Below are 22,703 nucleotides of genomic sequence, written 5' to 3'. Positions count from 1 at the left end.
ACAAAAAACAGTTACGAGACCAGATGTTCGATTTTGAAGCCCTGAGCCAAGCGATTGCCGACCGGACCGTGCTCTGCATCGGCGACCTCATGCTCGACGAATTCGTCTATGGCGAGGTGTCGCGGATTTCGCCGGAAGCGCCGGCGCCGGTGATCGCGGTCCGGCGCAGCGAGACCAATATCGGCGGCGCCGGCAACGTCGCGCGCAATATCGCCTCGCTCGGGGCGCGCTGCATTTTCGTCGGCCTCGTCGGCGAGGACGAGGCGGGTATGAGGCTGAAAGCCGAACTGGCGAAGGAAAACCGCATCGAGGCCGTGCTGGTTGTCGATGCGAGCCGCTCGACGACGCGCAAGGTACGTTTCGTCTCCGAGCATTTTTCCAGCCACATGCTGCGCGCCGACTGGGAACTGGCGCTGCCGGCCACCGCCGACGTCGAGCAGAAGCTGATCGATGCCATCCTGCCGCTGATCGCGCGCGCCGATATCGTGCTGCTCTCGGACTATGCCAAGGGCGTGCTGACCGCGCGGGTGATCCGCAATACCATCGATGCCGCGCGCAAACTCGGCAAGCGGGTGATCGTCGATCCCAAGAGCGCCAATCTGGCGATCTATCGTGGCGCGACGGTTCTCACGCCGAACCGCAAGGAGTTCGCGGAAGCCACCCGCAGCCGCGCCGATTCCGACAAGAACATTGCCGATGCCGCCCAGGACGCCATGCATCTCGCCGACTGCGAGGCCATGCTGGTGACGCAGAGCGAACACGGCATGACGCTGGTGGTGCGCGGCGGGGCGACGATCCACGTGCCGGCGCTGCCGGTCAAGGTGCGCGACGTCTCCGGTGCAGGCGACACGGTCGCCGCCGTGCTGGCACTGACGCTCGCCGCCAACGTCGACTGGGAGACCGCGCTGCGGATGGCGAATGCCGCGGCTGCCGTCGCGGTCGGCAAGAAGGGCACCGCCACCGTCACGCCGGGCGAGCTGCGGCGAAAAATCCTGCCGCATGCCTCGCTGGCCGCCGAGGAAAAGATCGTGATCGCCGGAGGCGACCTTGCGACCCATCTTTCGGACTGGCGCCGGCAGGGCCTGCGCATCGGCTTTACCAATGGCTGTTTCGACATTCTGCATCCGGGCCATGTGAAAGTGCTGACGGCCGCGCGCGGCGCCTGCGATCGCCTGATCGTCGGCCTCAACAGCGATGCCTCCGTGAAGCGGCTGAAGGGCGAGGGGCGGCCGGTACAGGACGAGCGCGCCCGCGCCGAGGTGCTGGCGGCGCTGGAGGCAGTCGATCTCGTCGCGATATTCGAGCAAGACACGCCAATCGAGCTGATCACCAGGGTGCGGCCGAGCGTGCTGGTCAAGGGCGGTGACTACACCCGCGAGCAGGTCGTCGGTCACGAGATCGTCGAGGCCTGCGGCGGCGAAGTGCTGCTGGTCGACATCCTGGCGGGTCACAGTACGAGCTCGCTGGTCGACCGTGCGCGCGGAGGCAAGGCATGAACCAAGCGACAGTCCTGCCGGCGCGTCTGACGGCGTGGCGCGATCCCGCCATATGGTCGAAGACGAGCGATATCGTCGCGGTGCTGCTGGCGCTGTCGCTGCCCTGGTCGACCTCGCTGGTCGGCATCTTCGGCGTGATCTTCGTGCTGACGGTGGCGCCGACGATCGACCGGCAGGCGTTCGCGGCTTCGCTGCGGCGGCCGCTCAGCGCGCTGCCGATTGCGCTATTCGCACTCGCACTGGTCGGAACGTTATGGTCGGATGCACCTTGGGGCGTGCGCAGCTATGCGATCGGTCCGCTCGCCAAGTTCCTGGTGCTGCCGCTGCTGGTCTATCATTTCGAGCGTTCGGCGCGCGGCATGTGGGTATTCGTCGCCTTCGTGGTGTCCTGTGCGGTGTTGATGTTGGTGTCGTGGATCGTTGCTTTTGATCCCGGTCTATCTCTCAAATCGTCGTCCCGCGGTATCTTCGTGAAGAACTACATCGACCAGAGTCAGGAGTTCACGTTGTGCGCGGTCGCGCTGGCGTATCCGATCTTGCGTCTGCTACAAGCCGGGAAGGTTCGGCTAGCGACGTTCCTGTGTGCGGTCTCCCTCGGCTTTGTCGTCAATATGACGTTCGTCATCGTTTCGCGGACTGCGATGGTAACGATGCCGATTATGTTGGTGGTATTTGCCCTGCTTCATCTGAAATGGCGAACCAGCTTGATGACCTTTGCCGCGATGCTTTTGCTAGCAGGTATGGCTTGGATGGCCTCTCCGCAGTTGCGTCACAAGGCGGAGGCTTTCGTAAGCGAGTATCAAGAATACAAGACTCAAAACTTGCCAAGCTCGGTCGGGCTCCGGCTCGAATTTTGGCGGAAATCTCTTAATTTTTTTATTCAGTCGCCGGTGATCGGCAACGGGACCGGCTCCATCCCGGGTCTCTTTGAGCGGGCGGCGGTCGGGTCCGCGGATCTTGCATCCGCGGCTGTCATCTCCAATCCGCATAATCAGACCCTGAATGTCGCGGTCCAGTGGGGCGCGGTTGGGGTCGTCGTGTTGTATTCGATGTGGTTTTTTCATCTTACGATGTTTCGGGGGGAAGGATTTGCTGCGTGGATCGGCCTGCTAGTTGTCGTTCAGAATATTTTTACCTCGCTGTTCAATTCGCACCTCTTTGACTTCCACGAAGGCTGGATGTATGTGCTGGGCGTTGGTGTTGCCGGCGGTATGACGCTACGGGCCACGCAGAACGACCCATTGACGCGGCGGGTGGGCTTGCGATGAACTCGGATCAAATAGGTAAGCCAACAATGCCGATCGGTTCGCAAATGATTCTCGCCTATCCGACCGGCACCACGTAGTCTGAATACCGAGTTGCTCGCTGCTCTGGGTGCTGCGGGTTGCCTTGGAAAATTGTCATCGGCATAGTGTTGTTCGCGGCGTCGGTCCCGACCTTGGAGTGGGATTCGTTGCAGACGGCGTCCAATCAGCGGGTCACTAATTGCAATTGTCGTGCTGGATGCGGCGAGGACATTATGGTCGGAGGGGCATCGCTCGCGCGAATCCATGCCCCTCCCACCATGAAGCTGCAGGCCCTGCTGCCATCGCTGGTTCATTCCATCGCTTGACGCGCGGCGTGCCGGTGTTCATTTAATTGATGATACCGATGCCATGGCTGGTGCTACTTTATCCCGGGCTCGCGCTCAAGCACGGTGGCGCCAACGGGGGGCCCGGTAATCGACCATGGCGCTGACTCGACGCGGTAGTTGATAGAGAGGCCACTGCCGGTTAGAGGGAAGTCGCCACCGGAACGGATATTAACGATTCCAACAACTATAGATTGTATGACTCCGGTGGAGTGCGGTCGCATTCGCCGTCCCATAGGCAAACATGGCTATGCGATCTGTTGCTGTTCCGGGGGCGAGCGGCCAATCGCTTGGATCGGGTTGCTGGTACTCGTGCAAAACGTGCTCAGCTCATTGTTCAACTCACACCGGTTCGATTTTCGCCACGGTTGGGCGGCACGATTGCGGGCGCATCGCGTTGCGTTTCAAAGCCGGCAAAACGCCTCTGGAACCACCGCATGTCATCTAGCCATGACCGCTGGCACGCAAACTTTGGATGAGCTATCAGCGGATGCGGAGCGTTCCGCGAATCCGGTAATCGGGTGCACTTGGTCAGGAAAAATGACACGTCTCTACCAGCTAACCCTGCGCAATTTTTACATTGCGGCGCATGACGCGCTGGCGACCGCATTTGCGCTCTTTGCGAGCTTTTATCTACGCTTCGAAGGTGGCGAGGGCTTCTTCGTCCGGTTACCGATGTTGCTGCACCTGTTGCCATATTTTGTGGCTTTCAGCGTGGTGGTTTGCTATGTCCTCAATTTAACGACCACGAAGTGGCGATTCATCTCGCTGCCCGATGCCCTCAATATACTGAGAGTCGCGTCAGTCTTGACATTCGCGCTTTTGGTGGTCGACTATGTTTCAATATTTGTCGCCCCAAAAGCTGGCGCGCCCGTTTTCTTCGGTCGGATTACCATCGTTCTCTACTGGTTCATCGAGATATTTTCGCTGAGCGCCTTGCGCTTCGCTTATCGCTACTTCCGCTATTCGCGGACTCGCCATCATGCCCGCGCCGGGGATGCGCCGCGGACACTGCTGATCGGCCGCGCGGCCGACGCGGAAGTCGTGTTGCGCGGCATCGAGAGCGGCGCCATCAAGCGGATCTGGCCGGTCGGCGTGCTGTCGCCCTCGGCGGCGGACCGCGGCCAGTTGATCCGCAACATTCCGGTTCTCGGCGGTATCGACGACATCGAGAACGTAACCCGCGACTTTGCGAGCCGCGAGAAGCCGATCAAGCGCGTGGTGCTGACCCCGTCGGCGTTCGATCCGGACGCGCATCCCGAAGCGGCGCTGATGCGTGCCAGGCGGCTCGGCCTTATCGTCAGCCGCCTGCCGTCGCTGGAGAGCGGCGACGCGCCGCGACTGACCAATGTCGCGGTCGAGGATCTGTTGCTGCGCCCGAGCGAGAAGATCGACCATGCGCGGCTCGAGGCGCTGGTGAAGGGCAAGGCCGTCATCGTCACCGGCGGCGGCGGCTCGATCGGCTCGGAGATTTGCGAACGCGTCGCGACCTTCAGTGCGGCGCGGCTGCTGGTGATCGAGAATTCGGAGCCGGCGCTCTATGCGGTGACGGAGGCGCTGGCTGCGCGCACATCCGGCCCGGTCATCGAAGGCCGCATCGCGGATATCCGCGACCGTGAGCGCGTCATGCACCTGATGGGCGATTTCAAGCCGGACATCGTATTCCATGCGGCCGCGCTGAAGCATGTGCCGATCCTCGAGCGCGACTGGAGCGAGGGCGTCAAGACCAACATCTTCGGATCGGTCAATGTCGCCGATGCGGCGCTGGCGGCAGGCGCCGAAGCGATGGTGATGATCTCGACCGACAAGGCGATCGAGCCGGTGTCGATGCTCGGCCTGACCAAGCGTTTCGCCGAAATGTATTGCCAGGCGCTCGATCATGAGCTCGTGACGCAATCGGCCGGCAAGCCGCGGATGCGTCTGATCTCGGTGCGGTTCGGCAATGTGCTGGCCTCGAACGGGTCGGTGGTGCCGAAGTTCAAGGCGCAGATCGAGGCCGGCGGCCCGGTCACGGTTACCCATCCGGACATGGTCAGGTATTTCATGACCATCCGCGAAGCCTGCGATCTGGTGATTACGGCCGCCACGCATGCGCTCGCGCCGACGCGGCCCGATGTCTCGGTCTACGTCCTCGAGATGGGGCAGCCGGTCAAGATCGTGGACCTTGCCGAGCGGATGATCCGCCTGTCGGGTCTCGAACCGGGCCACGATATCGAGGTGGTGTTCTCCGGAATGCGGCCGGGCGAGCGGCTGAACGAGATCCTGTTCGCAAGCGAAGAGCCGACCGTGGATATCGGGATCGCCGGCATCATGGCGGCCAAACCGAACGAGCCGCCGATGCAGACATTGCGCAAATGGCTCGCGGAACTCGAAGCGGCGATCGCGACGAACGACCGCGCCACCATCAAGGCCGTGCTGAAGGATGCGGTGCCCGAGTTCGGAGCGGCTGCGGGCGAGGGAAACTCGGAGTGCTCGGCGGCGCAGTGAGCCCGGCTCCAGATCCGGTGCGGCGCCCGAGCCTTTTCGGTTCTGATCGAATCAGAACCGGGCTCTACTCTTTTGTTTTGACGCGTTTTCTTTGCGCGAACCGGCGTCGACCCCCGGATCACGTCCGCGGGCATGCTTCGCTCGAAAACGCTATAGCTATCTCGGGCGCGAAAATCGATACAGTGTCCGTGCAACGGCCAGCCCGCCCGCTGCGACGAGCAGGATCACCATAACAGGGGATTGCAGCCGGGTTGATACGAGCGCGAGCGCCGCCAGCAGGAGGTTGAGCGCGAAAACCTCCCGGACCACCTGCCACACGGTAAAGCCGTTGTCGGTGGCCCGCTGGTAGTAGTGCGAGCGATGCGCTGCCCAGAACGGCTCGCGCCGGATCATGCGACGGGCGAGCGTCACGGTGGCGTCGGTCAGGTAATACAGCGGCAGCAGCAGGCAGGCGGCGAGTTGCTGGTGCCAGGCCAGTTGCAGCAGGCACCAGCCGAGCAGCAGGCCGATCGGCAGGCTGCCGACGTCGCCGAGAAAGATCTTCGCCACCGGCCGGTTGAACGGCGTGAACCCGAGCAGCGCGCCGCACAGCGCGGCGGCCAGGATCGTCGTTGATGCCGGAACCTCGCCGAGCCAGCCGAGCAGGGCGATGGCGGCGCTGATGGGTACGGCCTCGGCGGCCGTCATCAGGTCGAGTCCATCCATGAAGTTGACGAGGTTCACGAACCAGACCCCGGCCAGCAGCACGAGGCCGCGTTCGAACCAGAGCGGCAGCGTGTCGATGATCCGCAAGCTCTCGGGCGCGGTAAAGACGATGACCGCGACCGACGCTGCTTGCAGCAGCAGCCGGGGCAGCACCGGAATCGAATGCACGTCATCGGCAAGGCCCACGGCCGCGATGAACAGCGTCGCGCCGAACACGATGACGGGGATTTTCACGGCCGATGTGCCGGCGAACGCCATCACGGCACCAGCGACAATCAGCGTTGCCGCGATCACCGCGATGCCGGCGCCCTGCGGCGTCGGGATGCGATGCGAGGAGCGCGCGTTGGGTTTTGCCAGCGCATGCCGCAGCATCAGCGGCCGGATCGCCCAGGTCACGGCTGACGACAGCACGACGGCCAGGATTGCGGCGATGAACGACAGATATGGTTCGGAACGGATCATTCTAACCGACGCGGAAAATCACTGAAAATCACTTGGGAACTTCGATCGGTGCTTCGCCTTGGGCGGCCTTTTCGGGGCTGAAAATCCACACCAAACCGCCGAAGATGCCGACCAGGAACGATACCGCGCCGAACAGCAGCGACATGTTGACGCCTTCGGTGGGCATCAATCCGGCATATCCGAAGGCCAGCCCCATGGTGGCCTCGCGAACGCCCCAGCCGGCAATCGAGATCGGCAGCATCGTGATCAGCATCACCGGCGGCATCAGCTGGAACACCTGGCTGAACAGCACGGGTGCGGCGATCGATTGCACCACGCACCAGGCAATCACGACGGCGAGCACGTGAACGAGCAGCGAGAGGATCGCAACTTTTGGTCCGCGATCCCGGCTGAAGATAACCCGGTTGGCGATCACGGCACAGGCGTGGATGTGATGCGTTGCCCACCAGGTCTTCAGCCACGGAAACGGCAGCACGCCGAGCAGCAGAAATCCGAGGCCGGCCGCCAGCGCCACGAAATCGACCAGCAGCAGCGCCGACCGTCCGGCTGGATCGGTGATCAGATTGTAGCTCCAGGGCAGGCTCGCGACGATGATGATTGCGAGCGCAATCAGTCCGATGGCGCGGTCGATGAAGATCGAATAAGTCGCCGCCCGCCATCCGGCGCCGGCGCGCGCGACGAGCCACAGCCGCACCGCGTCGCCGCCGATCGAGGACGGCAGGGTCTGGTTGAAGAAGGTCCCGATCAGGTTGAAGCGCATCCCCTGCCTGACCTCGATCGGTGCGCCGCATTCCGAACTGATCTCGCGCCAGCGCAAGACGCCGATGAAGATCTGCAGAAACAGCACGGCAATCGCCAGCCCAATCCAGCCCAGGCTCTCCACATGAAGACGCGAGGCGAGATCGTACAGATTGACCTTGCGCAGCGACAAATAGAGCAGCGCGGCGGAGATCAATATCTTGACCGTCGAAAGCAGAATCCGGCGCATCTCGTTCGCGCTTGCCAGGTTGGAGAGGGATGTCAAAAAGGCTGCAAATCGGCGTCGTACGCCGAACTTCGGCGTCTTGGTATGGTTTTAAGGTCAATCTGGCAATAGTGGCGCGGGTAAGTATTGCGGGACCCTCGACACGGCGGGTAAAGAGGCCCGGAACGGAACTGCAGCGACCAACCGGTGCCGTATTAGGGATATGATGTCGGATCAGACAATATTGGTCACCGGGGCCGCGGGTTTCATCGGCTTCCACGTTGCCCGCCGGCTGCTGGCCGAAGGCTGCACCGTGGTCGGACTGGACAATCTTAACGATTATTACGATCCGGCGCTGAAAACGGCCCGCCTCGACCTCCTAAGGGGCGAGCGGCGTTTTTCGTTCGAACAGACCGATCTTGCCGATCGCCCCGCGATGGCGCGGCTGTTCGCCAGGCACCGGTTCGAGCGGGTGGTGCATCTCGCGGCGCAGGCCGGGGTGCGTTATTCGATCGATCATCCGCATGCCTATGTCGATGCCAATCTCGAGGGCTTCGTCAACGTGCTGGAGGGCTGCCGGCATCACGGATGCGGCCACTTGGTCTATGCCTCCTCGTCGTCGGTCTACGGCGCCAATACCAAGCTGCCGTTTTCGGTCGACGACAAGACCGATCGTCCGATCAGCCTCTATGCCGCGACGAAAAAGGCCAACGAACTGATCGCCCATTCCTACAGCCACCTCTATCGGCTGCCGGTGACGGGCTTGCGGTTTTTTACCATCTACGGGCCGTGGGGTCGGCCCGATATGGCGATTTTCATCTTTACCAGGGCAATCCTCGAGGGCACCCCGATCAAGCTCTTTAACCACGGTAAAATGCGGCGCGATTTCACCTATATCGACGACGTGACCAGTGCGGTCATGCGGCTGGTCGACCAGGCTTCGCCCGACGCCGGCCCGGCCGCCGGTGCGCCGGCTCGGGTTTACAATGTTGGCAACAATCATCCGGAAGAGCTGACCCATGTGGTAGCGGTTCTGGAGCGGGAACTGGGCCGCGCCGCGGTCCGGGAGATGTTGCCGATGCAGCCGGGGGACGTCACCGAGACCTTCGCCGATGTCACTGAGCTGATGCGCGATACGGGCTTTCGGCCGCAGACGTCGATCGAGGACGGGCTTCACGAATTTGTCGCCTGGTATCGCGACCACTACAGGATTTGAGACCCCGATGAACCGACGAATTATTCCCCTGATCATGTGCGGCGGCGCCGGCACACGGTTGTGGCCGGCCTCGCGCGAAGTCCATCCGAAGCAGTTCCTGCCCTTGTTCGGCGCGCGTTCGACGTTCCAGGACACCATCCTGCGGGTATCCGACACCGGACTGTTCGAGCGTCCGGTCATCATCACCAACAATGCCTATCGCTTCATGGTGCTCGAACAGCTCGCCGAGATCGGCCTCGAGGCCGACGTGCTGCTCGAGCCGATGCGCCGCGACTCCGGACCCGCGATCGCGGCCGGCGCTGCCTATGCGCAGGCGCGCGACCAGGACGCGATCGTGCTGGCGCTTGCGGCCGATCACGTGGTGCGCGACGTGCCTGCCTTTCTCGCCGCCTGCCGCGAAGGGCTGACGGCTGCGGAAGCCGGGCATATCGTGACGTTCGGCGTGGAGCCGGAACGTGCCGCCACCGAATATGGCTATATCAGCCCCGGCGACGCGATCTCGGGCCAAGTTCGCGCGGTGGCTAAATTCGTCGAGAAGCCGGATCCGACAACGGCCGCGGCCTACATCAAGTCGGGTTATCTCTGGAACAGCGGCAACTTCATGTTCCGCGCCGCCGTGCTGCTCGACGAATATCGCAAGGTCGATGCCGACAGCGTCGAGGCGGTCGGTCATGCGGTGGCGAAGGCCGGCACCGACCTCGGATTCGTCAAGCTCGACGAGGCCGCGTTCGGATCGGCAAAATCGATCTCGATCGACTATGCGGTGATGGAAAAAACCTCGCGCGCCGCGGTGGTGCCGGTGGCGTGCGGCTGGTCCGATGTCGGCTCCTGGCATGCGGTGTGGGAGTTGTCCGACAAGGACAATGAAGGCAACGCGGCGCGGGGCGGGGCGGTGTTCGAGGATTCCCGCAATTGCAATGTGGTGACCGACCGGGCGCTGGTCGCGCTCGAAGGCGTCGACGATCTCGTCGTGATCGCGACCCAGGATGCGGTGCTGGTGTCCAGGCAAAAGGACGCCAACGGACTGAAGCGCCTGGTCGCGAAGCTGAAGACCGTGGCGCCGCAGGTGACCGAGGATCACATCCGGGTGCACCGGCCCTGGGGATCCTATCAATCGGTCGACAATGGCGACCGCCACCAGGTCAAGCGTATCATCGTCAAGCCGGGCGGGCGGCTGTCGCTGCAGAAGCACCACCATCGCTCCGAGCACTGGATCGTGGTGCGCGGAACGGCCCAGGTCACCGTCAACGAACTGGTCAAGACCGTGCACGAGAACGAATCGATCTACATCCCGATCGGCGCCGTGCACCGGCTGGAGAATCCCGGCAAGATCCAGCTCGAACTGATCGAGGTGCAGACCGGAAGCTATTTCGGCGAGGACGACATCATCCGTATCGAGGATGACTATCGGCGCACCTGAACGGCCGGGCGGTTCTTTGTTCTTTGCAGGTAATTTTGCGGGATTTCGGCTTTGGCCCCGTCGGGGCGATGTAACTCTTTGAATCAAAACGTGTCCGGAAACAGTTGATCGCATTCGCCACAATTATGGCGGCGTGCTAGAGAACCGCCGGGGTGTTCGCTTGGGGGTGTTCACTTGAGGTGTTCACTTGAGTGTTGACTTGGCGAACGTTCAGTTGGCGAAATTGTTGGGGTCGATCACATGAATTCCAAAGGATCCGCATCTGATGCGCGTGCCGATGCGCGTCGCGACTTGCGCGTTGGCGTGATCGGTGCAGGCGTCATGGGCAGCAACCATGCCCGCGTGCTGGCAGGTCTGCCCGACGTGACGCTGGTCGGCATCGTCGACCCGTTGCCGGAACACCGCGCGCGCGCCACCGCACTTGCCGGCTGCCGCGCATTCGCGAGTCTCGAAGAACTGTTCGATGAGGGCGTCGATGCGATAACGATCGCGGCGCCGACGCATCTTCACCACGAGATCGCGCTCGCCTGCATCACGCGCAACATCCATATCCTGGTCGAGAAGCCGGTCGCTTCCACGGTCGAGGAGGGGGAGGACATCGTCTCCGCGGCGCGCAGTGCCGGCGTGACGCTGATGGTCGGTCATGTCGAGCGCTTCAATCCGGCGGTTGCCGCGATCAAGCAGGCGATCTCGGGCGAGGATATTCTTTCGATCGGCATCACCCGCGTCGGACCGTTTCCGCCGCGGATGTCGAATGTCGGCGTCGTCATCGACCTCGCCGTGCATGATATCGACCTGATCCGCTGGTTCACCGAATCCGACATCGTCGAGGTGCAACCGCAGCTTTCCAGCGCGGTCGCCGAGCGCGAGGACATCGCGCTGTTGCAGTTCCGCACCGCATCTGGCGTGCTCGCGCACATCAACACCAACTGGCTGACGCCGTTCAAGGCGCGCAACGTCACGGTTGCGACCCGCGGCAAATATGTGATGGGCGATCTGCTGACGCGCCAAGTGACGGAGTGTTTCGGCTTCAAGCCCGACGGCAGCTATTCGATGCGCCATCTGCCGGTCGGCCACGACGAACCGCTGCGCGCCGAACTGATCGCGTTCCTCAGTGCGGTCCGCACCGGCGACGTGCCGGCGGTTTCCGGCGACGAAGGCGTCGCCAGTCTCGCGATCGCCATCCGCTGCCTCGAACAGCCCCCCAAGCCCGCCGCCAACGCCGCGCGCAAGGGACCGCGCCGCATCGTCGGCTGATTTACCCTCTTTCCGATTCCCGCAAGGCTCCATGAACCAGCACATGCGTCCAGAACCCGTTCACTTCATCGACATTGCCGCGCAGCGTCGCCGGCTCGGCAAATCCGTCGATGACGCCGTTTCCCGCGTGCTCAACCATTGCCAGTTCATCAACGGGCCGGAAGTGACGGCGCTGGAAGCAGCGCTTGCGGAATTCTCCGGCGCCAAGCATGTCGTCAGCTGTGCCAGCGGCACCGATGCGCTGCTGATGGTGCTGATGGCAAGGAACGTCGGCCCCGGCGACGCCGTGCTGTGCCCGTCGTTCACGTTTTGCGCGACCGGCGAGGCGGTGGCGCTGACCGGGGCGGTGCCGGTGTTCGTCGACGTCGACGAGGCGACATTCAACATCGATTCCGCCTCGCTGACGCGCGGCATTGCCACGGCGCGACAGCGCGGGCTGAAGCCGCGGGCGGTGATTCCCGTCGACCTGTTCGGGCAAAGCGCCGACCACGACGCCATCGGCGCGATCGCCGCGGCCGAAGGCCTGTTCGTGCTCGATGACGCCGCGCAAGGTTTTGGCGCCAGCTACAAAGGCCGCCGGCTCGGTACGTTCGGCCTCGCGACCGCGACCAGCTTCTTCCCGGCCAAGCCGCTCGGCTGTTTCGGCGACGGCGGCGCGATCTTCACCGACGATGACGCACTTGCCGACACGTTGCGCAGCATTCGCGTCCACGGCCAGGGCTCGGACAAATACGACAATGTCCGCCTCGGTCTCACCGCACGGCTCGACACCATGCAGGCGGCGGTGCTGATCGAGAAGCTGAAAATCTTCGAGGATGAGATCGCCGCGCGCAATGCCGTCGCGGAGCGCTATGCCCGCGGCCTCGGCAACGTCGTGACCGTGCCCCGGCTCGCCGCCGGCTGCACCTCGGTCTGGGCGCAATATACCATCCGCCTGCCCAAGGGGACCGACCGCGACGGCTTCGCCGCCGCACTCAAGGCGGAGGGGATTCCGACCGCGATCTACTACACCAAGTCCCTGCACCAGCAGACCGCCTACCGGGATTTTCCGGTCGCCGATGGCGGCCTGCCGGCGTGCGAGCGCCTGTCGGACGACGTCATCAGCCTGCCGATGCATGCCTATCTCGATGAGCCGACGCAGGCGCGGGTCATCAAGGCGGTGCGCGACGCACTTTCTGCCTGATTTCGCCCGCGGCTTGCCACAGAGCGTTTTCGAGCGAAGCGGATCCCGGTTCGCGTCAGGAAAACGCGTCAAAACAAGGATTAGCGCTTCGGTTCTGATGCCATCGGAGCCGAATATGCGCTAGAAGCGGCGCATGCTCGGACGTATCTTCACCGTTGGCGGCTATACGCTTCTTTCGCGGCTCACCGGGTTTGCGAGCTCGATCATGCTGGCCGCGATCCTCGGCGCCGGCCCGATCGCGGACGCGTTCTTCGTCGCGCTGCGGCTGCCGAACAGTTTTCGCGCCATCTTTGCCGAGGGCGCCTTCAACACCGCCTTCATCCCGGCCTATGCGCATGTCCATGGCAAGGGCGGCGAGGCCTCGGCGCGACTGTTCGCCGACCGCATCTTCACGCTGCTGTTCCTGTCGCAGGTGGTTCTGCTGGCCGTCGCATGGCTGTTCATGCCGCAGGTGCTCGACATTCTGGCGCCGGGCTTCAGCGCCGATCCCGAGCAGCGGCGGCTCGCGATCGAACTGACGCGCATCACCTTTCCCTACCTGCTGCTGATCACGATGGTGACGCTCTATGGCGGCATGCTCAACGTGATGCATCGCTTCGCCAGCGCCGCGGCGGCCTCGATCTTTCTCAACATCTCGATGATGGCGGCGCTGGCACTGGCCGCGTTCTTTCCGACCGCCGGCCACGCCGCGGCCTGGGGTGTCCTGGTCTCCGGCTTCCTGCAGTATTTTCTGCTCGCCGGCGATCTCGCCCGCCATGGCGGGCTGCCGCGCTTTGCGTCGCTGCGGCTCGATGACGACGTCCGCGCCTTCTTTCGCGCCATCGGTCCCGCCACTCTGGGGTCGATGGGGTCGCAGGTGGCGGTGTTCGCCGACACCATCATTGCAACATTTCTGGCCGCGGGGGCGCTGTCGGCGCTCTACTATGCCGAGCGGCTTTATCAATTGCCGATCGGCGTCATCGGAATAGCCGTCGGAACCGTGCTGCTGCCGGAAATGTCGCGCCGGATTACCGCAGGCGACGACGCAGGCGCCGCGGCTTCGCAGCGCCGCGCCTTTGAATTCACGCTGCTGGCCACCGTGCCGTTCGTCGCCGCGTTCGTGACCGTGCCCGACGTGATCATGCGTGCCGTGTTCGCGCGCGGCGCGTTCACCAGCGCCGATGCCGCGGCCGCGGGTGCCACGCTCGCCGCCTATTCGGTCGGTCTCATTCCGTTCGTGACGATCCGCAGCGCGGTGTCGGCGTTCTATGCGCGCAAGAACACCGCAACGCCGGTGAAGGCCTCGCTGACCGGGCTCGCCGTCAACGTGCTGCTGAAATTCGCATTGATGGCGCCGCTAGCCCAGATCGGCCTTGCGCTCGCCACCGCCGTCGGTGCCTGGATCAATCTGCTGCTGGTGCTGATCTTTTCGGTGCGGGCGGGCTATCTCGAGTTCGACCGCGCCTTCATCAAGTCGCTGGCCAAATTTGCCGCGGCCGGCCTAGTGCTCTCGGCCAGTTTGTGGGCCACCGCGCGATTCGCGGCGGTCTATTTCGCGCCGATGCGCGCGTTCCGCGACGAGACCGCGTTGCTGCTGCTGATCGCAACGGCTGCGTTTGTGTATGGCTTTTCCATCCTGCTGTTGTTCGGCAGGGGTTGGCTGTTTTCGCTGCTTCGCGACCGTCAGCCGCCTAAGTCTCGATAAACAAAGAGAAAATTGCTGCGTCGCGGCGGTCGCCCGGCCGCCGAAAGCGGTTTGCGCTGGCGCGCGAACCACTGCAATATGGAACGCTTCTGGAGCCCGATCGAAATCAGAACCGGGCTCTAGTCTTTTGTTTTGACGCGTTTTCTTGAACTGAACCGGTACCCGCCTCACTTGAAAACGCTCTAATCGCAATTGGAGATACGATGGCTGCTCCCATCAAATTCGGCGTCGGTCAAAGCGTGCGCCGCAAGGAAGACGACGCGTTGATCCGCGGCAAGGGCCGCTACACCGACGATGTCGCGCCACAGCCGGCGATGCACGCGCTGATGCTGCGTTCGCCGCACGCCCATGCGAAATTCACCATCAACGTCAGCAAGGCCCGTGGCATGCCCGGCGTCGGCGCGGTCCTGACCGCAGACGACGTCAGGGACCTCGGCGATCTGCCGTGCCTGTTCAACCTCGAAGTCGATCCGTTCACGGGCCCGCCCTATCCGATCCTTGCCAGGGACGAGGTCCGCCACGTCGGCGACGCCGTTGCGTTTGTGGTCGCCGATACCATCGACCAGGCGCGTGACGCGATCGAGGCGATCGAGGTCAAGTGGACGCCGCTGCCGGCCGTGGTCGGCCTTGCCAATGCCGTCAAGCCGGGCGCGCCGCAGGTCTGGCCCAACCATCCCGGGAACGTGCTGTTCGACGTGGGGATCGGCGACAAGAAGGCGACCGACGCGGCCTTCGCCAAGGCGCATGCGGTCGCCGAAGTGTCGATCGTCAATCCGCGCATTGTCACCAATTTCATGGAAACCCGCGCCGCGGTCGCCGAATACGACGCCAAGCGCGATCATCTGACGCTGACCATCGGAAGCCAGGGCAGCCACCGGCTGCGCGAAATCATCGGCGGGATGGTCCTGAAGATTCCACTCGAGAAGATGCGGGTGATCTGCCCCGATGTCGGCGGCGGCTTCGGCACCAAGCTGTTTCCCTATCGCGAATACGCGCTGATCTCGGTCGCCGCGCGCAAGCTGCGCAAGACCATCAAATGGACTGCCGATCGCTCCGATCATTTCATGGGCGACGCGCAGGGACGCGACAACGTCACCACGGCGAAGATGGCGCTGGCCGAGGACGGCAAATTCCTGGGCATGGACGTCGATCTGATGGGCGACATGGGCGCTTATCTGTCAACCTTCGGCCCCTACATCCCGCATGGCGGCGCCGGCATGTTGCCCGGGCTCTACGATATCCAGGCGTTCCATTGCCGCGTCCGCACCGTCTTCACCAACACGGTGCCGGTCGACGCCTATCGCGGCGCTGGGCGTCCGGAAGCTGCTTACGTGATCGAGCGGCTGGTCGATGCGGCGGCGCGCAAACTCGGCATGACGCCGGATGCGATCCGGCGCAAGAATTTCATCTCGCCGAAGGCGATGCCGTACAAGACCGCGACCGGGAAGGTCTACGATTCCGGTGATTTCACCGCGCATCTGAAGCGCGCGATGGAAGTCGCCAACTGGAAGGAGTTCCCCAAGCGCGCCAAGGCGGCGAAGAAGCTGGGCCTGGTGCGCGGCATCGGGCTCGCGAGCTATGTCGAGGTGTGCGGCACCATGGGCGAGGAGACCGCCAATGTCGCGCTCGATCCCAATGGCGACGTCACCGTCCTGATTGGCACCCAGTCGACCGGGCAGGGCCATCAGACCGCTTACGCGCAACTGATTGCCGAGCAGTTCGGGTTGCCGCCCGAGCGCGTCCATGTGCTGCAGGGCGACACCGACCGTATCGCCACCGGCCTCGGCACCGGCGGCTCGGCCTCGATTCCGACCGGCGGCGTCAGCGTCGAGCGCGCCACCCGCGATCTCGGCAAAAAGCTGAAGGAGATCGCGGCCGAAGCGCTGGAGACCAGCGCGCTCGATCTGGAGGTCAGCGACGGCAGGATTCGGATCGCCGGCACCGATCGCTCGATCAGCTTCGCCGATCTGGCGAAGCGTCCGGGCGTCGATCCGTCGAAACTGAATGCGAGTGCGACCTTCGCGCAAGCCGACGGTACCTACCCGAACGGCACGCACCTGTCCGAGGTTGAGATCGATCCCGCCACCGGCATCATCAAGATCGTCAACTATGTCATCGTCGACGATTTCGGCGTGACGCTCAATCCGCTGCTGCTCGCCGGCCAGGTCCATGGCGGCGCGATGCAGGGGATCGGTCAGGCCTTGATGGAGCAGGCGGTCTATAGCGCAGCCGACGGCCAACTCGTCACCGGCACCTTCATGGACTACGCGATGCCGCGTGCCGCCGACGGCCCGTCATTCCATTTCGAAACCCACAACGTGCCGTGCACGACCAATCCGCTCGGCGTCAAGGGCGCCGGCGAGGCGGGCGCGATCGGCTCCTGTCCGGCGGTGGTCAATGCGATCGTCGAAGGCCTGTGGCGCGAGTACAAGATCGATCACATCGACATGCCGGCGACTGCCGAGCGAGTCTGGATCGCGATCCGCGAGGCGCAGAAGCGGCATAATCTCTGATATTTTGTCGCAGGCGGGGAATAATGCTTCGCGTGCGGGATTCGAACACCAGACCGCCGCGGCCGCAGCAGTGCGCTCGGGGCATCTTTTGGAAATGCTTGCGAGATGGAGAATTGGCCGATGATGCGAACGGTTGTTATTGCGGGAGCCTTGTTGCTCAGTGTCGGCGCTGTCATGGCGGACCAGGAGCTGGCCGTTAAGCAGGACAATTTGATGAGGGCACAGGGCAAGAGCATGTACAACGTGCTCCTCAAGACCGTGAAGGGCGAAATTCCCTACGATCAGGCGGCGGTCGATGCCGCCATTGCCGATCTCGAAAAATCCGTGCCCACGATCCCTACCGTGTTCGCGACCAATCCCAAGGAAGACGTGGTGAACGCGACTTATGGGGCGAAGCAGGCTATCTGGCAGAACAAGGCTGATTTCGACTCGAAGGTCCCTCCCGTCAGCAAGGCGATCGCGGACGTGAAGGGCACGGTCAAGGACGCTGCCAGCCTGAAGGTCGCGTTCGACGCGATCCAGGAAAAGTGCACCGGTTGCCACGAGACCTACCGCGTCAAGCTGAAATAGCTCGGCGCGAGAATTCGTCGCAGGGCCGGAACATTCAAATAGTCGGAAAGTCGTTCAGATAGCGAAGGGTGGACGCCGCGAGGCGACCACCCTTTTTAGTTACATCGCGACAGGGCGTTACTTCGTCACCTGGCCGCGGAGTTCGCCGCCGGGATTGGCCGCGGTGTGAACGTTGACATAGTACTTGCCGGCCACGAGGTCGGCCGCCTGCGCGTCGGTCAGCGTGGCGCTGCCCTCGGCCGGGCTCGTCCCGGCATTCGGGATCGCAACCGCGACGCCGCCATTCTTGCCGACGTCAGCGGGGCCATGGAAATGCGCGGCGGTGGCGGGGCCCGACAGGCCGGAATAGGTCACTTTCCAGCTCAGTTTCTTGGTGGCCGGATCGTAGTCGATATCGGCGGTGCCGGTGCCGGTGCTGGCGTTCGGCGGCACTTCGGCCTTGCCGTCGAGCGTCGCCTTCATTTTCTCGGCGAAGGCGGTGCCGGAAAAGGCGATCGCGGCACCCAGCGTAAGCGTGGCAAGCATGGTCTTGTTCATGGTGTTCTCCCTGTTGACAACGAACGACAGTGTCAGCCTCAAAACAACGCCGGTTCGGATTTATTCCCGAAACGGCGTTGAATGCCTGAAATTTCCTGGAAGCTTATGGCGCGAACTCCGGTCATACTAGCCGTCGCTTCGAGGTGCCTGATGACGGATTGGTGAATGTTGCGACGTGTTCTTCTTGGTATTGTTCTGGCCGGTGTTGCCAGCCTCGGCATTTTCTGGTGGTTGACGATCCCGGCGGTCGTCGCGTCAAGCGCGCTTCCTCCTCGTGCGCCTGACCTCGCCAACGGCCTCACAACGTTCAATGCCGGTGGATGTTCCTCCTGCCATGCGGTGCCCAACCAGCCCGACCGGCTGAGGCTGGGCGGCGGGCTTGCGATCCCTTCGCCGTTCGGGACCTTCTACGTGCCCAACATCTCGCCCGATCCGAACGACGGCATCGGCCGTTGGTCCGAGGCCGACTTCGTCACCGCGGTGCTGAAGGGTACCTCGCCTGAGGGGACGCATTACTTCCCGGCCTTTCCCTACCCGTCCTACCAGCATGCGAAGGTCGAAGACGTCAGGGACCTGTTCGCCTATCTGAAAACGCTGGCGCGGGTGTCCGGCAAGGTGCGCGATCATGACGTGCCGTTTCCGTTCAGCGTTCGCCGCAATGTCGGGGTGTGGAATTGGTTGTTCACCGACGGCAAGACGTTTGTGCCGGATGCGGCGCATTCGGCGTCATGGAATCGCGGCGCCTATCTCGTCAATAGTCTCGGGCATTGCGCGGAGTGCCACAGCCCGCGTAATTTTCTCGGCGGCATCATAGCCGCGCAGCGCTTCGCCGGCGGACCCAATCCGGAAGGCGAGGGCTGGGTACCCAACATCACGCAGAAGGGACTGGCCGACTGGAGCGCAAAAGACATCGAGTACTTCCTCGAAACCGGGCAAACGCCCGACGGCGACTCTGCCGGAGGATCGATGGTGCGCGTGATCCGCAACACCTCGCAAATGTCAGCGGCGGATCGCGCGGCGATCGCGGAATATCTCACGTCACTGCCGCCGGTCGAGGGACCACCGAAGCCGAAGAAGAAGACAAGCGACAGCTAAGGCAGGCGACAACCGAGCGGCGTTACGGTGTGAGGGCGGCGATCATCGGCGTGCGTCGCTGCGGCAAGGGAGTTCTCACTTCCGGAATCCTGGCTTCCGGTATCGTCGCTGTGGACGGCTTGCGCGGCGCCGGCGTTGAAATTTTCGGCCGGCCCGCTTCACCCGCGTGCCTGACCTGAACCATCGTATCGAACGCACGATCGAATTTGGGTGTCCGGTACAGGATGATATCGCGATCGAGGTAAGTCACGGCCAGGACCGGGTCGCGCCGGGTCCACAAGTTGTCCAGCGTGAAGCGATGAGCCACCTCGATGCTGCGGCTTGCCGGCGCACTGCTTTGGTTCAGGGCAGCCGTGACCATCATGGCATTGACGGCTTCTGCATCCGTCGGTGGAGCGGGCCGGGCGGATTCGATGTTGGCCTCGGATGTTGCTGCAAGCGCGGTCTGTTCCGATTGACCGGCGGTATTGTTGGGCAAGAATTCCGCAGCGCCGGGCAGGTTCGAAAAATGTCCGAACAACGTGTACCCCGCGACCAGCAAGCCCGAAATGATCGTTGCCGCCATGGTATTGGAGGCATATTTGCGCACGCGCTCATAAACGCGCGTCGACTTCGCCGCGGCGGGCGGTTGCAGCGCAATTGCAAGCAGCTCGTCGTATGTCGTGCGTTGGTCCGTATCGATCAGGATGTCATAAGCGCGCATCAGCTCCCGGAATCGCAGCGGGGCGTCCGGATCGTCGGGATGGATATCGGGATGGGTGGCCTTGGCGGCCCTGCGAAACGCAGCCCGCAGCCCGTCGGCATCATCGCCCGGAAGAGCTCCGAGCAGATCGTAGAGCGTCCCCATGGTGGTACTCGCGACTAATTCCCCCTCGGAACCCCCGCCGGGGTTTCCGATCGACGACTCCCCAAGCTAATAGAAATTTTCAAGGCGCTAGAATGATCCCGATATGGCAAAGCATGATCGAGATACGGCAAAATAGCGCCATATTGGCGCCGGCCGGACCAATGCGCCATTGTGGGACAGGTTGATTTCCGGCGCCAGCTATGGCGCCGGCGCGGGCTACGCCAGCCTTGTGATCCCGAGGTCGTCGGCCACCTGATCCAGTCCACGTATCAAGGCGGGCGCAACCGGAATCCCGAGACGCGTGCGCGTCACCCTTGTCTCAAAACTGCGCTCGCCCGGCACCAGGATGCGGTCCACGCCCGGCATGCGCTCGCTGTTCCTGATATCGCGCACCAGCGTGTCGACGCTTTTCTTGAACACGGCGAGGTCGCCGAAGGCGGCCACGTTGATGGCGGCGATCGCCTGGCCGGTATTGGTGACGCTGTCGTCGTCATGGTTGAAGTCGATCACGTCCTTGCCCGTCGCGGCACCGCCGAGCGTGCCCGCCAGCAGGCCGATGATCATGGCCAGGCCGTAGCCCTTGTAACCGGCCTCCATGCCGCCGAGCGGCAGCAGCATGCCTTCGTCGGCGCGCTTCGGATCGGTCAGCGGCTTGCCGGCGCGATCGATCATCCAGCCCTCGGGCATGGTCACGCCGCGCAGCGCCTTGGTCTTGACCTTGCCGTAGGCGGCAACGGTGGTCGCCATGTCCAGTACGATGGGCTTCTCGTCACCGGCCGGGATCGCGGCGGCGATCGGGTTGGTCGACAGCAGCATGTCGAGGCCGCCCCAGGGCGGCAGATGGTTGGCGTTACCGACCGCGAAATAGAGCCCGATCATGTCATGGGCGAGCGGCATCGATGCGTAGAGCGAGGCGGGGCCGGCGTGGTTGGAGAACTGCGAGTTGACCCAGGCGATGCCCGTGGTGCGCGCTTTCTCGATCGCCATCTCGGCGGCGCGCTTCATCACCAGATGACCCATGCCGTTGTCGCCGTTCAAGACCGCGGTAGAGAGGTGATCGTGCACGACGTGGATGTTCGGCCGGACGTTGAAGCCGCCGGCCTTGATGCGCCTGACATATTGCGGCAGCCGGGTCACGCCGTGGCCGTCCGAGCCCTGCAGGTCGGCCTCCGCCATCAGGCTGGCGACAGTTGCGGCATCCTGCTCCGGCAGACCCACTTTCGTCAGCGCTTCCTGAATGAACGCCTTGAGCCGGCTGAACGTGACGGTGGTCTCGGACATCAGAACTCCCGGTGGCCGTGGCGTTCAATGTGCTCGGCGCGAATTTTTGACGGCAATTGTGGGGGCGGGCCGAAACCCTAGCCCGGGCCGAAGGCCTTGAAGGTGATGATGGTGTGGGTGTCCTGGATGCCCGGAATCACCTGCACCTTTTCGTTGACGAAGTGGCCGATGTCGGTGTCGTTGTCGACGTAGAACTTGACCAGCAGATCGTAGTCGCCGGCGGTGGAATAGATCTCCGAGGCGATCTCGGCTTCCGCGAGCGCATTGGCGACGGCATAGGACTGGCCGAGCTTGCATTTGAACTGGACGAAGAAGGGAACCATCGCATGTCTCCGAAAATCTGTGCCCCAATAGGCCAAAAACGGCGGCTGATAGCAAGCCAACTTGCTGCCAATAGTCTGCCGCGCTAGGACACCTTATGGCCCCGAACACACCATCGACGCGAGCCCGGAAATGACGACGCCGATCGCGCTGACGATTGCCGGCTCGGACTCCTCCGGCGGTGCCGGCATCCAGGCCGACCTGAAGACGTTCGCCGCCCTCGGGGTCTATGGCGCCTCCGTCATTACGGCGCTGACGGCACAGAACACGCAAGGGGTCAGCGGCATCCATCCGGTGCCCGCCGAATTCGTGACCGCGCAGATCGACGCGGTGTTTTCCGATTTGGCGGTCGGCGCCGTCAAGATCGGCATGGTGGCGCAGCCGGCGGTGATCGACGCCATCGTTGCGGGGTTGACGCGCTGGTCGCCGCAACATGTCGTACTCGATCCGGTGATGGTCGCTACCTCAGGCGATCGTCTGTTGGCCTCTGAGGCGGTCGAGGCGTTGCGCAGCAAACTCATTCCGCGCGCCGCGTTGATCACGCCGAACCTGCCGGAGGCGGCGGCGCTGCTGGACGAGCCGGTGGCGATGAGCGAGGCCGCGGTCGAAGATCAGGGCCGGCGGCTGCTGGCGATGGGATGCAAGGCGGTGCTGATCAAGGGCGGCCACGGCGAGGGCAGCGAGAGCATCGATTACCTCATCGATGCAAAGGGTGTCATCGCGCTGGCGGCGCCGCGCGTCGCCACCAGGAACACCCACGGCACCGGCTGCTCGCTGTCGTCGGCGATTGCGGCAGGTCTCGCCAGAGGCGAAGCCATGGAAACCGCCGTGCGCAACGCCAAGGCCTTCGTCAGTGCCGCGATCGCCGCAGCGGATCGTTTCAGCGTCGGCCATGGCCACGGCCCGATCCATCATTTCCAGAAGTTTTACTGAATAGTTCCCTCGCCGCATCTAGCGCAAAATCACGGGTCCGCCGTGGCATGTCGCCTCATTGTCGCATCGCGCTGATATTCGCGATTACCAGGGGCGCAAGAC

Annotated in this window: 18 protein-coding genes; 12 read left to right on the top strand and 6 right to left on the bottom strand. The window is 63.4% G+C overall.

Annotated elements, in window-relative coordinates:
* Positions 1-23 precede the first annotated feature (23 nt).
* The 3 genes from rfaE1 to FFI89_RS22875 all read left to right on the top strand — a co-directional run bounded on the left by rfaE1 (position 24) and on the right by FFI89_RS22875 (position 5,613).
* Positions 24-1,496, top strand: coding sequence for a D-glycero-beta-D-manno-heptose-7-phosphate kinase (gene rfaE1, locus FFI89_RS22885; protein WP_138829882.1), 1,473 nt, complete (start codon positions 24-26; stop codon positions 1,494-1,496).
* The gene (locus FFI89_RS22880) at positions 1,493-2,764 is read left to right on the top strand and encodes an O-antigen ligase (protein WP_138829881.1); all 1,272 of its coding nucleotides are present in this window, start codon (positions 1,493-1,495) and stop codon (positions 2,762-2,764) included. Before rfaE1 ends, FFI89_RS22880 begins: the two co-directional genes overlap by 4 nt.
* 902 nt (positions 2,765-3,666) lie before the next feature.
* A complete protein-coding gene (locus tag FFI89_RS22875) occupies positions 3,667-5,613 on the top strand; it encodes an SDR family NAD(P)-dependent oxidoreductase (RefSeq protein ID WP_138829880.1) in 1,947 nt (648 codons plus the stop codon).
* A gap of 156 nt (positions 5,614-5,769) precedes the next feature.
* On the opposite strand, the gene FFI89_RS22870 is transcribed toward FFI89_RS22875, so the two are convergent.
* Together FFI89_RS22870 and FFI89_RS22865 are read right to left on the bottom strand one after the other, a co-directional pair.
* A complete protein-coding gene (locus FFI89_RS22870) occupies positions 5,770-6,780 on the bottom strand; it encodes a glycosyltransferase family 4 protein (RefSeq protein ID WP_138829879.1) in 1,011 nt (336 codons plus the stop codon).
* A 28-nt stretch (positions 6,781-6,808) separates the two neighbouring features.
* The gene (locus tag FFI89_RS22865; RefSeq protein ID WP_138829878.1) at positions 6,809-7,768 is read right to left on the bottom strand and encodes a lysylphosphatidylglycerol synthase transmembrane domain-containing protein; all 960 of its coding nucleotides are present in this window, start codon (positions 7,766-7,768) and stop codon (positions 6,809-6,811) included.
* A 202-nt stretch (positions 7,769-7,970) separates the two neighbouring features.
* Here FFI89_RS22865 and FFI89_RS22860 point away from each other — a divergent pair, with 202 nt between their 5' ends.
* The 7 genes from FFI89_RS22860 to FFI89_RS22830 all read left to right on the top strand — a co-directional run bounded on the left by FFI89_RS22860 (position 7,971) and on the right by FFI89_RS22830 (position 17,587).
* A complete protein-coding gene (locus FFI89_RS22860; RefSeq protein ID WP_138829877.1) occupies positions 7,971-8,960 on the top strand; it encodes an NAD-dependent epimerase in 990 nt (329 codons plus the stop codon).
* A gap of 7 nt (positions 8,961-8,967) precedes the next feature.
* Positions 8,968-10,380, top strand: coding sequence for a mannose-1-phosphate guanylyltransferase/mannose-6-phosphate isomerase (locus tag FFI89_RS22855; protein WP_138829876.1), 1,413 nt, complete (start codon positions 8,968-8,970; stop codon positions 10,378-10,380).
* A gap of 240 nt (positions 10,381-10,620) precedes the next feature.
* Positions 10,621-11,637, top strand: coding sequence for a Gfo/Idh/MocA family protein (locus tag FFI89_RS22850; protein WP_138829875.1), 1,017 nt, complete (start codon positions 10,621-10,623; stop codon positions 11,635-11,637).
* 31 nt (positions 11,638-11,668) lie between these two features.
* The gene (locus tag FFI89_RS22845) at positions 11,669-12,820 is read left to right on the top strand and encodes a DegT/DnrJ/EryC1/StrS aminotransferase family protein (protein WP_138829874.1); all 1,152 of its coding nucleotides are present in this window, start codon (positions 11,669-11,671) and stop codon (positions 12,818-12,820) included.
* A 133-nt stretch (positions 12,821-12,953) separates the two neighbouring features.
* Positions 12,954-14,504, top strand: a complete 1,551-nt coding sequence (murJ, locus tag FFI89_RS22840; RefSeq protein WP_138829873.1) for a murein biosynthesis integral membrane protein MurJ — start codon at positions 12,954-12,956, stop codon at positions 14,502-14,504.
* Positions 14,505-14,707: 203 nt separating this feature from the next.
* Positions 14,708-17,017, top strand: coding sequence for a xanthine dehydrogenase family protein molybdopterin-binding subunit (locus tag FFI89_RS22835; protein ID WP_138829872.1), 2,310 nt, complete (start codon positions 14,708-14,710; stop codon positions 17,015-17,017).
* 120 nt (positions 17,018-17,137) lie between these two features.
* Positions 17,138-17,587 carry a cytochrome c gene (locus FFI89_RS22830; protein WP_138829871.1) on the top strand — a complete coding sequence of 150 codons (450 nt, stop codon included), beginning with the start codon at positions 17,138-17,140 and terminating at the stop codon, positions 17,585-17,587.
* Between the two features lie 117 nt (positions 17,588-17,704).
* On the opposite strand, the gene FFI89_RS22825 is transcribed toward FFI89_RS22830, so the two are convergent.
* Positions 17,705-18,124 carry a CHRD domain-containing protein gene (locus FFI89_RS22825; RefSeq protein WP_138829870.1) on the bottom strand — a complete coding sequence of 140 codons (420 nt, stop codon included), beginning with the start codon at positions 18,122-18,124 and terminating at the stop codon, positions 17,705-17,707.
* A 165-nt stretch (positions 18,125-18,289) separates the two neighbouring features.
* On the opposite strand from FFI89_RS22825, the gene FFI89_RS22820 reads away from it, so the two are divergent.
* Positions 18,290-19,219 carry a cytochrome c gene (locus FFI89_RS22820; protein WP_138829869.1) on the top strand — a complete coding sequence of 310 codons (930 nt, stop codon included), beginning with the start codon at positions 18,290-18,292 and terminating at the stop codon, positions 19,217-19,219.
* 22 nt (positions 19,220-19,241) lie between these two features.
* Here FFI89_RS22820 and FFI89_RS22815 read toward each other — a convergent pair whose 3' ends face one another.
* The 3 genes from FFI89_RS22815 to FFI89_RS22805 all read right to left on the bottom strand — a co-directional run bounded on the left by FFI89_RS22815 (position 19,242) and on the right by FFI89_RS22805 (position 21,670).
* Entirely contained in the window at positions 19,242-20,066 is an 825-nt protein-coding gene (locus FFI89_RS22815; protein ID WP_138829868.1) for a DnaJ domain-containing protein, read from the bottom strand.
* 216 nt (positions 20,067-20,282) lie between these two features.
* Positions 20,283-21,347, bottom strand: coding sequence for an Ldh family oxidoreductase (locus FFI89_RS22810; RefSeq protein ID WP_138829867.1), 1,065 nt, complete (start codon positions 21,345-21,347; stop codon positions 20,283-20,285).
* A gap of 77 nt (positions 21,348-21,424) precedes the next feature.
* Positions 21,425-21,670 carry an Lrp/AsnC ligand binding domain-containing protein gene (locus FFI89_RS22805; RefSeq protein WP_027541873.1) on the bottom strand — a complete coding sequence of 82 codons (246 nt, stop codon included), beginning with the start codon at positions 21,668-21,670 and terminating at the stop codon, positions 21,425-21,427.
* Positions 21,671-21,800: 130 nt separating this feature from the next.
* Between FFI89_RS22805 and thiD the strand changes: the two genes are divergently transcribed.
* Positions 21,801-22,601, top strand: a complete 801-nt coding sequence (gene thiD / locus FFI89_RS22800; protein WP_138829866.1) for a bifunctional hydroxymethylpyrimidine kinase/phosphomethylpyrimidine kinase — start codon at positions 21,801-21,803, stop codon at positions 22,599-22,601.
* Positions 22,602-22,703 lie beyond the last annotated feature (102 nt).

The sequence above is a fragment of the Bradyrhizobium sp. KBS0727 genome (genome assembly GCF_005937885.2).
Classification (GTDB): domain Bacteria; phylum Pseudomonadota; class Alphaproteobacteria; order Rhizobiales; family Xanthobacteraceae; genus Bradyrhizobium.
The sequence above is the reverse complement of the archived record's forward strand: the minus strand, read 5'-3'. Positions and strand labels throughout refer to the sequence as shown.

Coding starts and splice junctions, on each gene's coding strand:
- rfaE1 (WP_138829882.1), top strand. CDS start 24: ATGTTCGATTTTGAAGCCCTGAGCCAAGCGATTGCCGACCGGACCGTG.
- FFI89_RS22880 (WP_138829881.1), top strand. CDS start 1,493: ATGAACCAAGCGACAGTCCTGCCGGCGCGTCTGACGGCGTGGCGCGAT.
- FFI89_RS22875 (WP_138829880.1), top strand. CDS start 3,667: ATGACACGTCTCTACCAGCTAACCCTGCGCAATTTTTACATTGCGGCG.
- FFI89_RS22870 (WP_138829879.1), bottom strand. CDS start 6,780: ATGATCCGTTCCGAACCATATCTGTCGTTCATCGCCGCAATCCTGGCC.
- FFI89_RS22865 (WP_138829878.1), bottom strand. CDS start 7,768: ATGCGCCGGATTCTGCTTTCGACGGTCAAGATATTGATCTCCGCCGCG.
- FFI89_RS22860 (WP_138829877.1), top strand. CDS start 7,971: ATGTCGGATCAGACAATATTGGTCACCGGGGCCGCGGGTTTCATCGGC.
- FFI89_RS22855 (WP_138829876.1), top strand. CDS start 8,968: ATGAACCGACGAATTATTCCCCTGATCATGTGCGGCGGCGCCGGCACA.
- FFI89_RS22850 (WP_138829875.1), top strand. CDS start 10,621: ATGAATTCCAAAGGATCCGCATCTGATGCGCGTGCCGATGCGCGTCGC.
- FFI89_RS22845 (WP_138829874.1), top strand. CDS start 11,669: ATGAACCAGCACATGCGTCCAGAACCCGTTCACTTCATCGACATTGCC.
- murJ (WP_138829873.1), top strand. CDS start 12,954: ATGCTCGGACGTATCTTCACCGTTGGCGGCTATACGCTTCTTTCGCGG.
- FFI89_RS22835 (WP_138829872.1), top strand. CDS start 14,708: ATGGCTGCTCCCATCAAATTCGGCGTCGGTCAAAGCGTGCGCCGCAAG.
- FFI89_RS22830 (WP_138829871.1), top strand. CDS start 17,138: ATGATGCGAACGGTTGTTATTGCGGGAGCCTTGTTGCTCAGTGTCGGC.
- FFI89_RS22825 (WP_138829870.1), bottom strand. CDS start 18,124: ATGAACAAGACCATGCTTGCCACGCTTACGCTGGGTGCCGCGATCGCC.
- FFI89_RS22820 (WP_138829869.1), top strand. CDS start 18,290: ATGTTGCGACGTGTTCTTCTTGGTATTGTTCTGGCCGGTGTTGCCAGC.
- FFI89_RS22815 (WP_138829868.1), bottom strand. CDS start 20,066: ATGGGGACGCTCTACGATCTGCTCGGAGCTCTTCCGGGCGATGATGCC.
- FFI89_RS22810 (WP_138829867.1), bottom strand. CDS start 21,347: ATGTCCGAGACCACCGTCACGTTCAGCCGGCTCAAGGCGTTCATTCAG.
- FFI89_RS22805 (WP_027541873.1), bottom strand. CDS start 21,670: ATGGTTCCCTTCTTCGTCCAGTTCAAATGCAAGCTCGGCCAGTCCTAT.
- thiD (WP_138829866.1), top strand. CDS start 21,801: ATGACGACGCCGATCGCGCTGACGATTGCCGGCTCGGACTCCTCCGGC.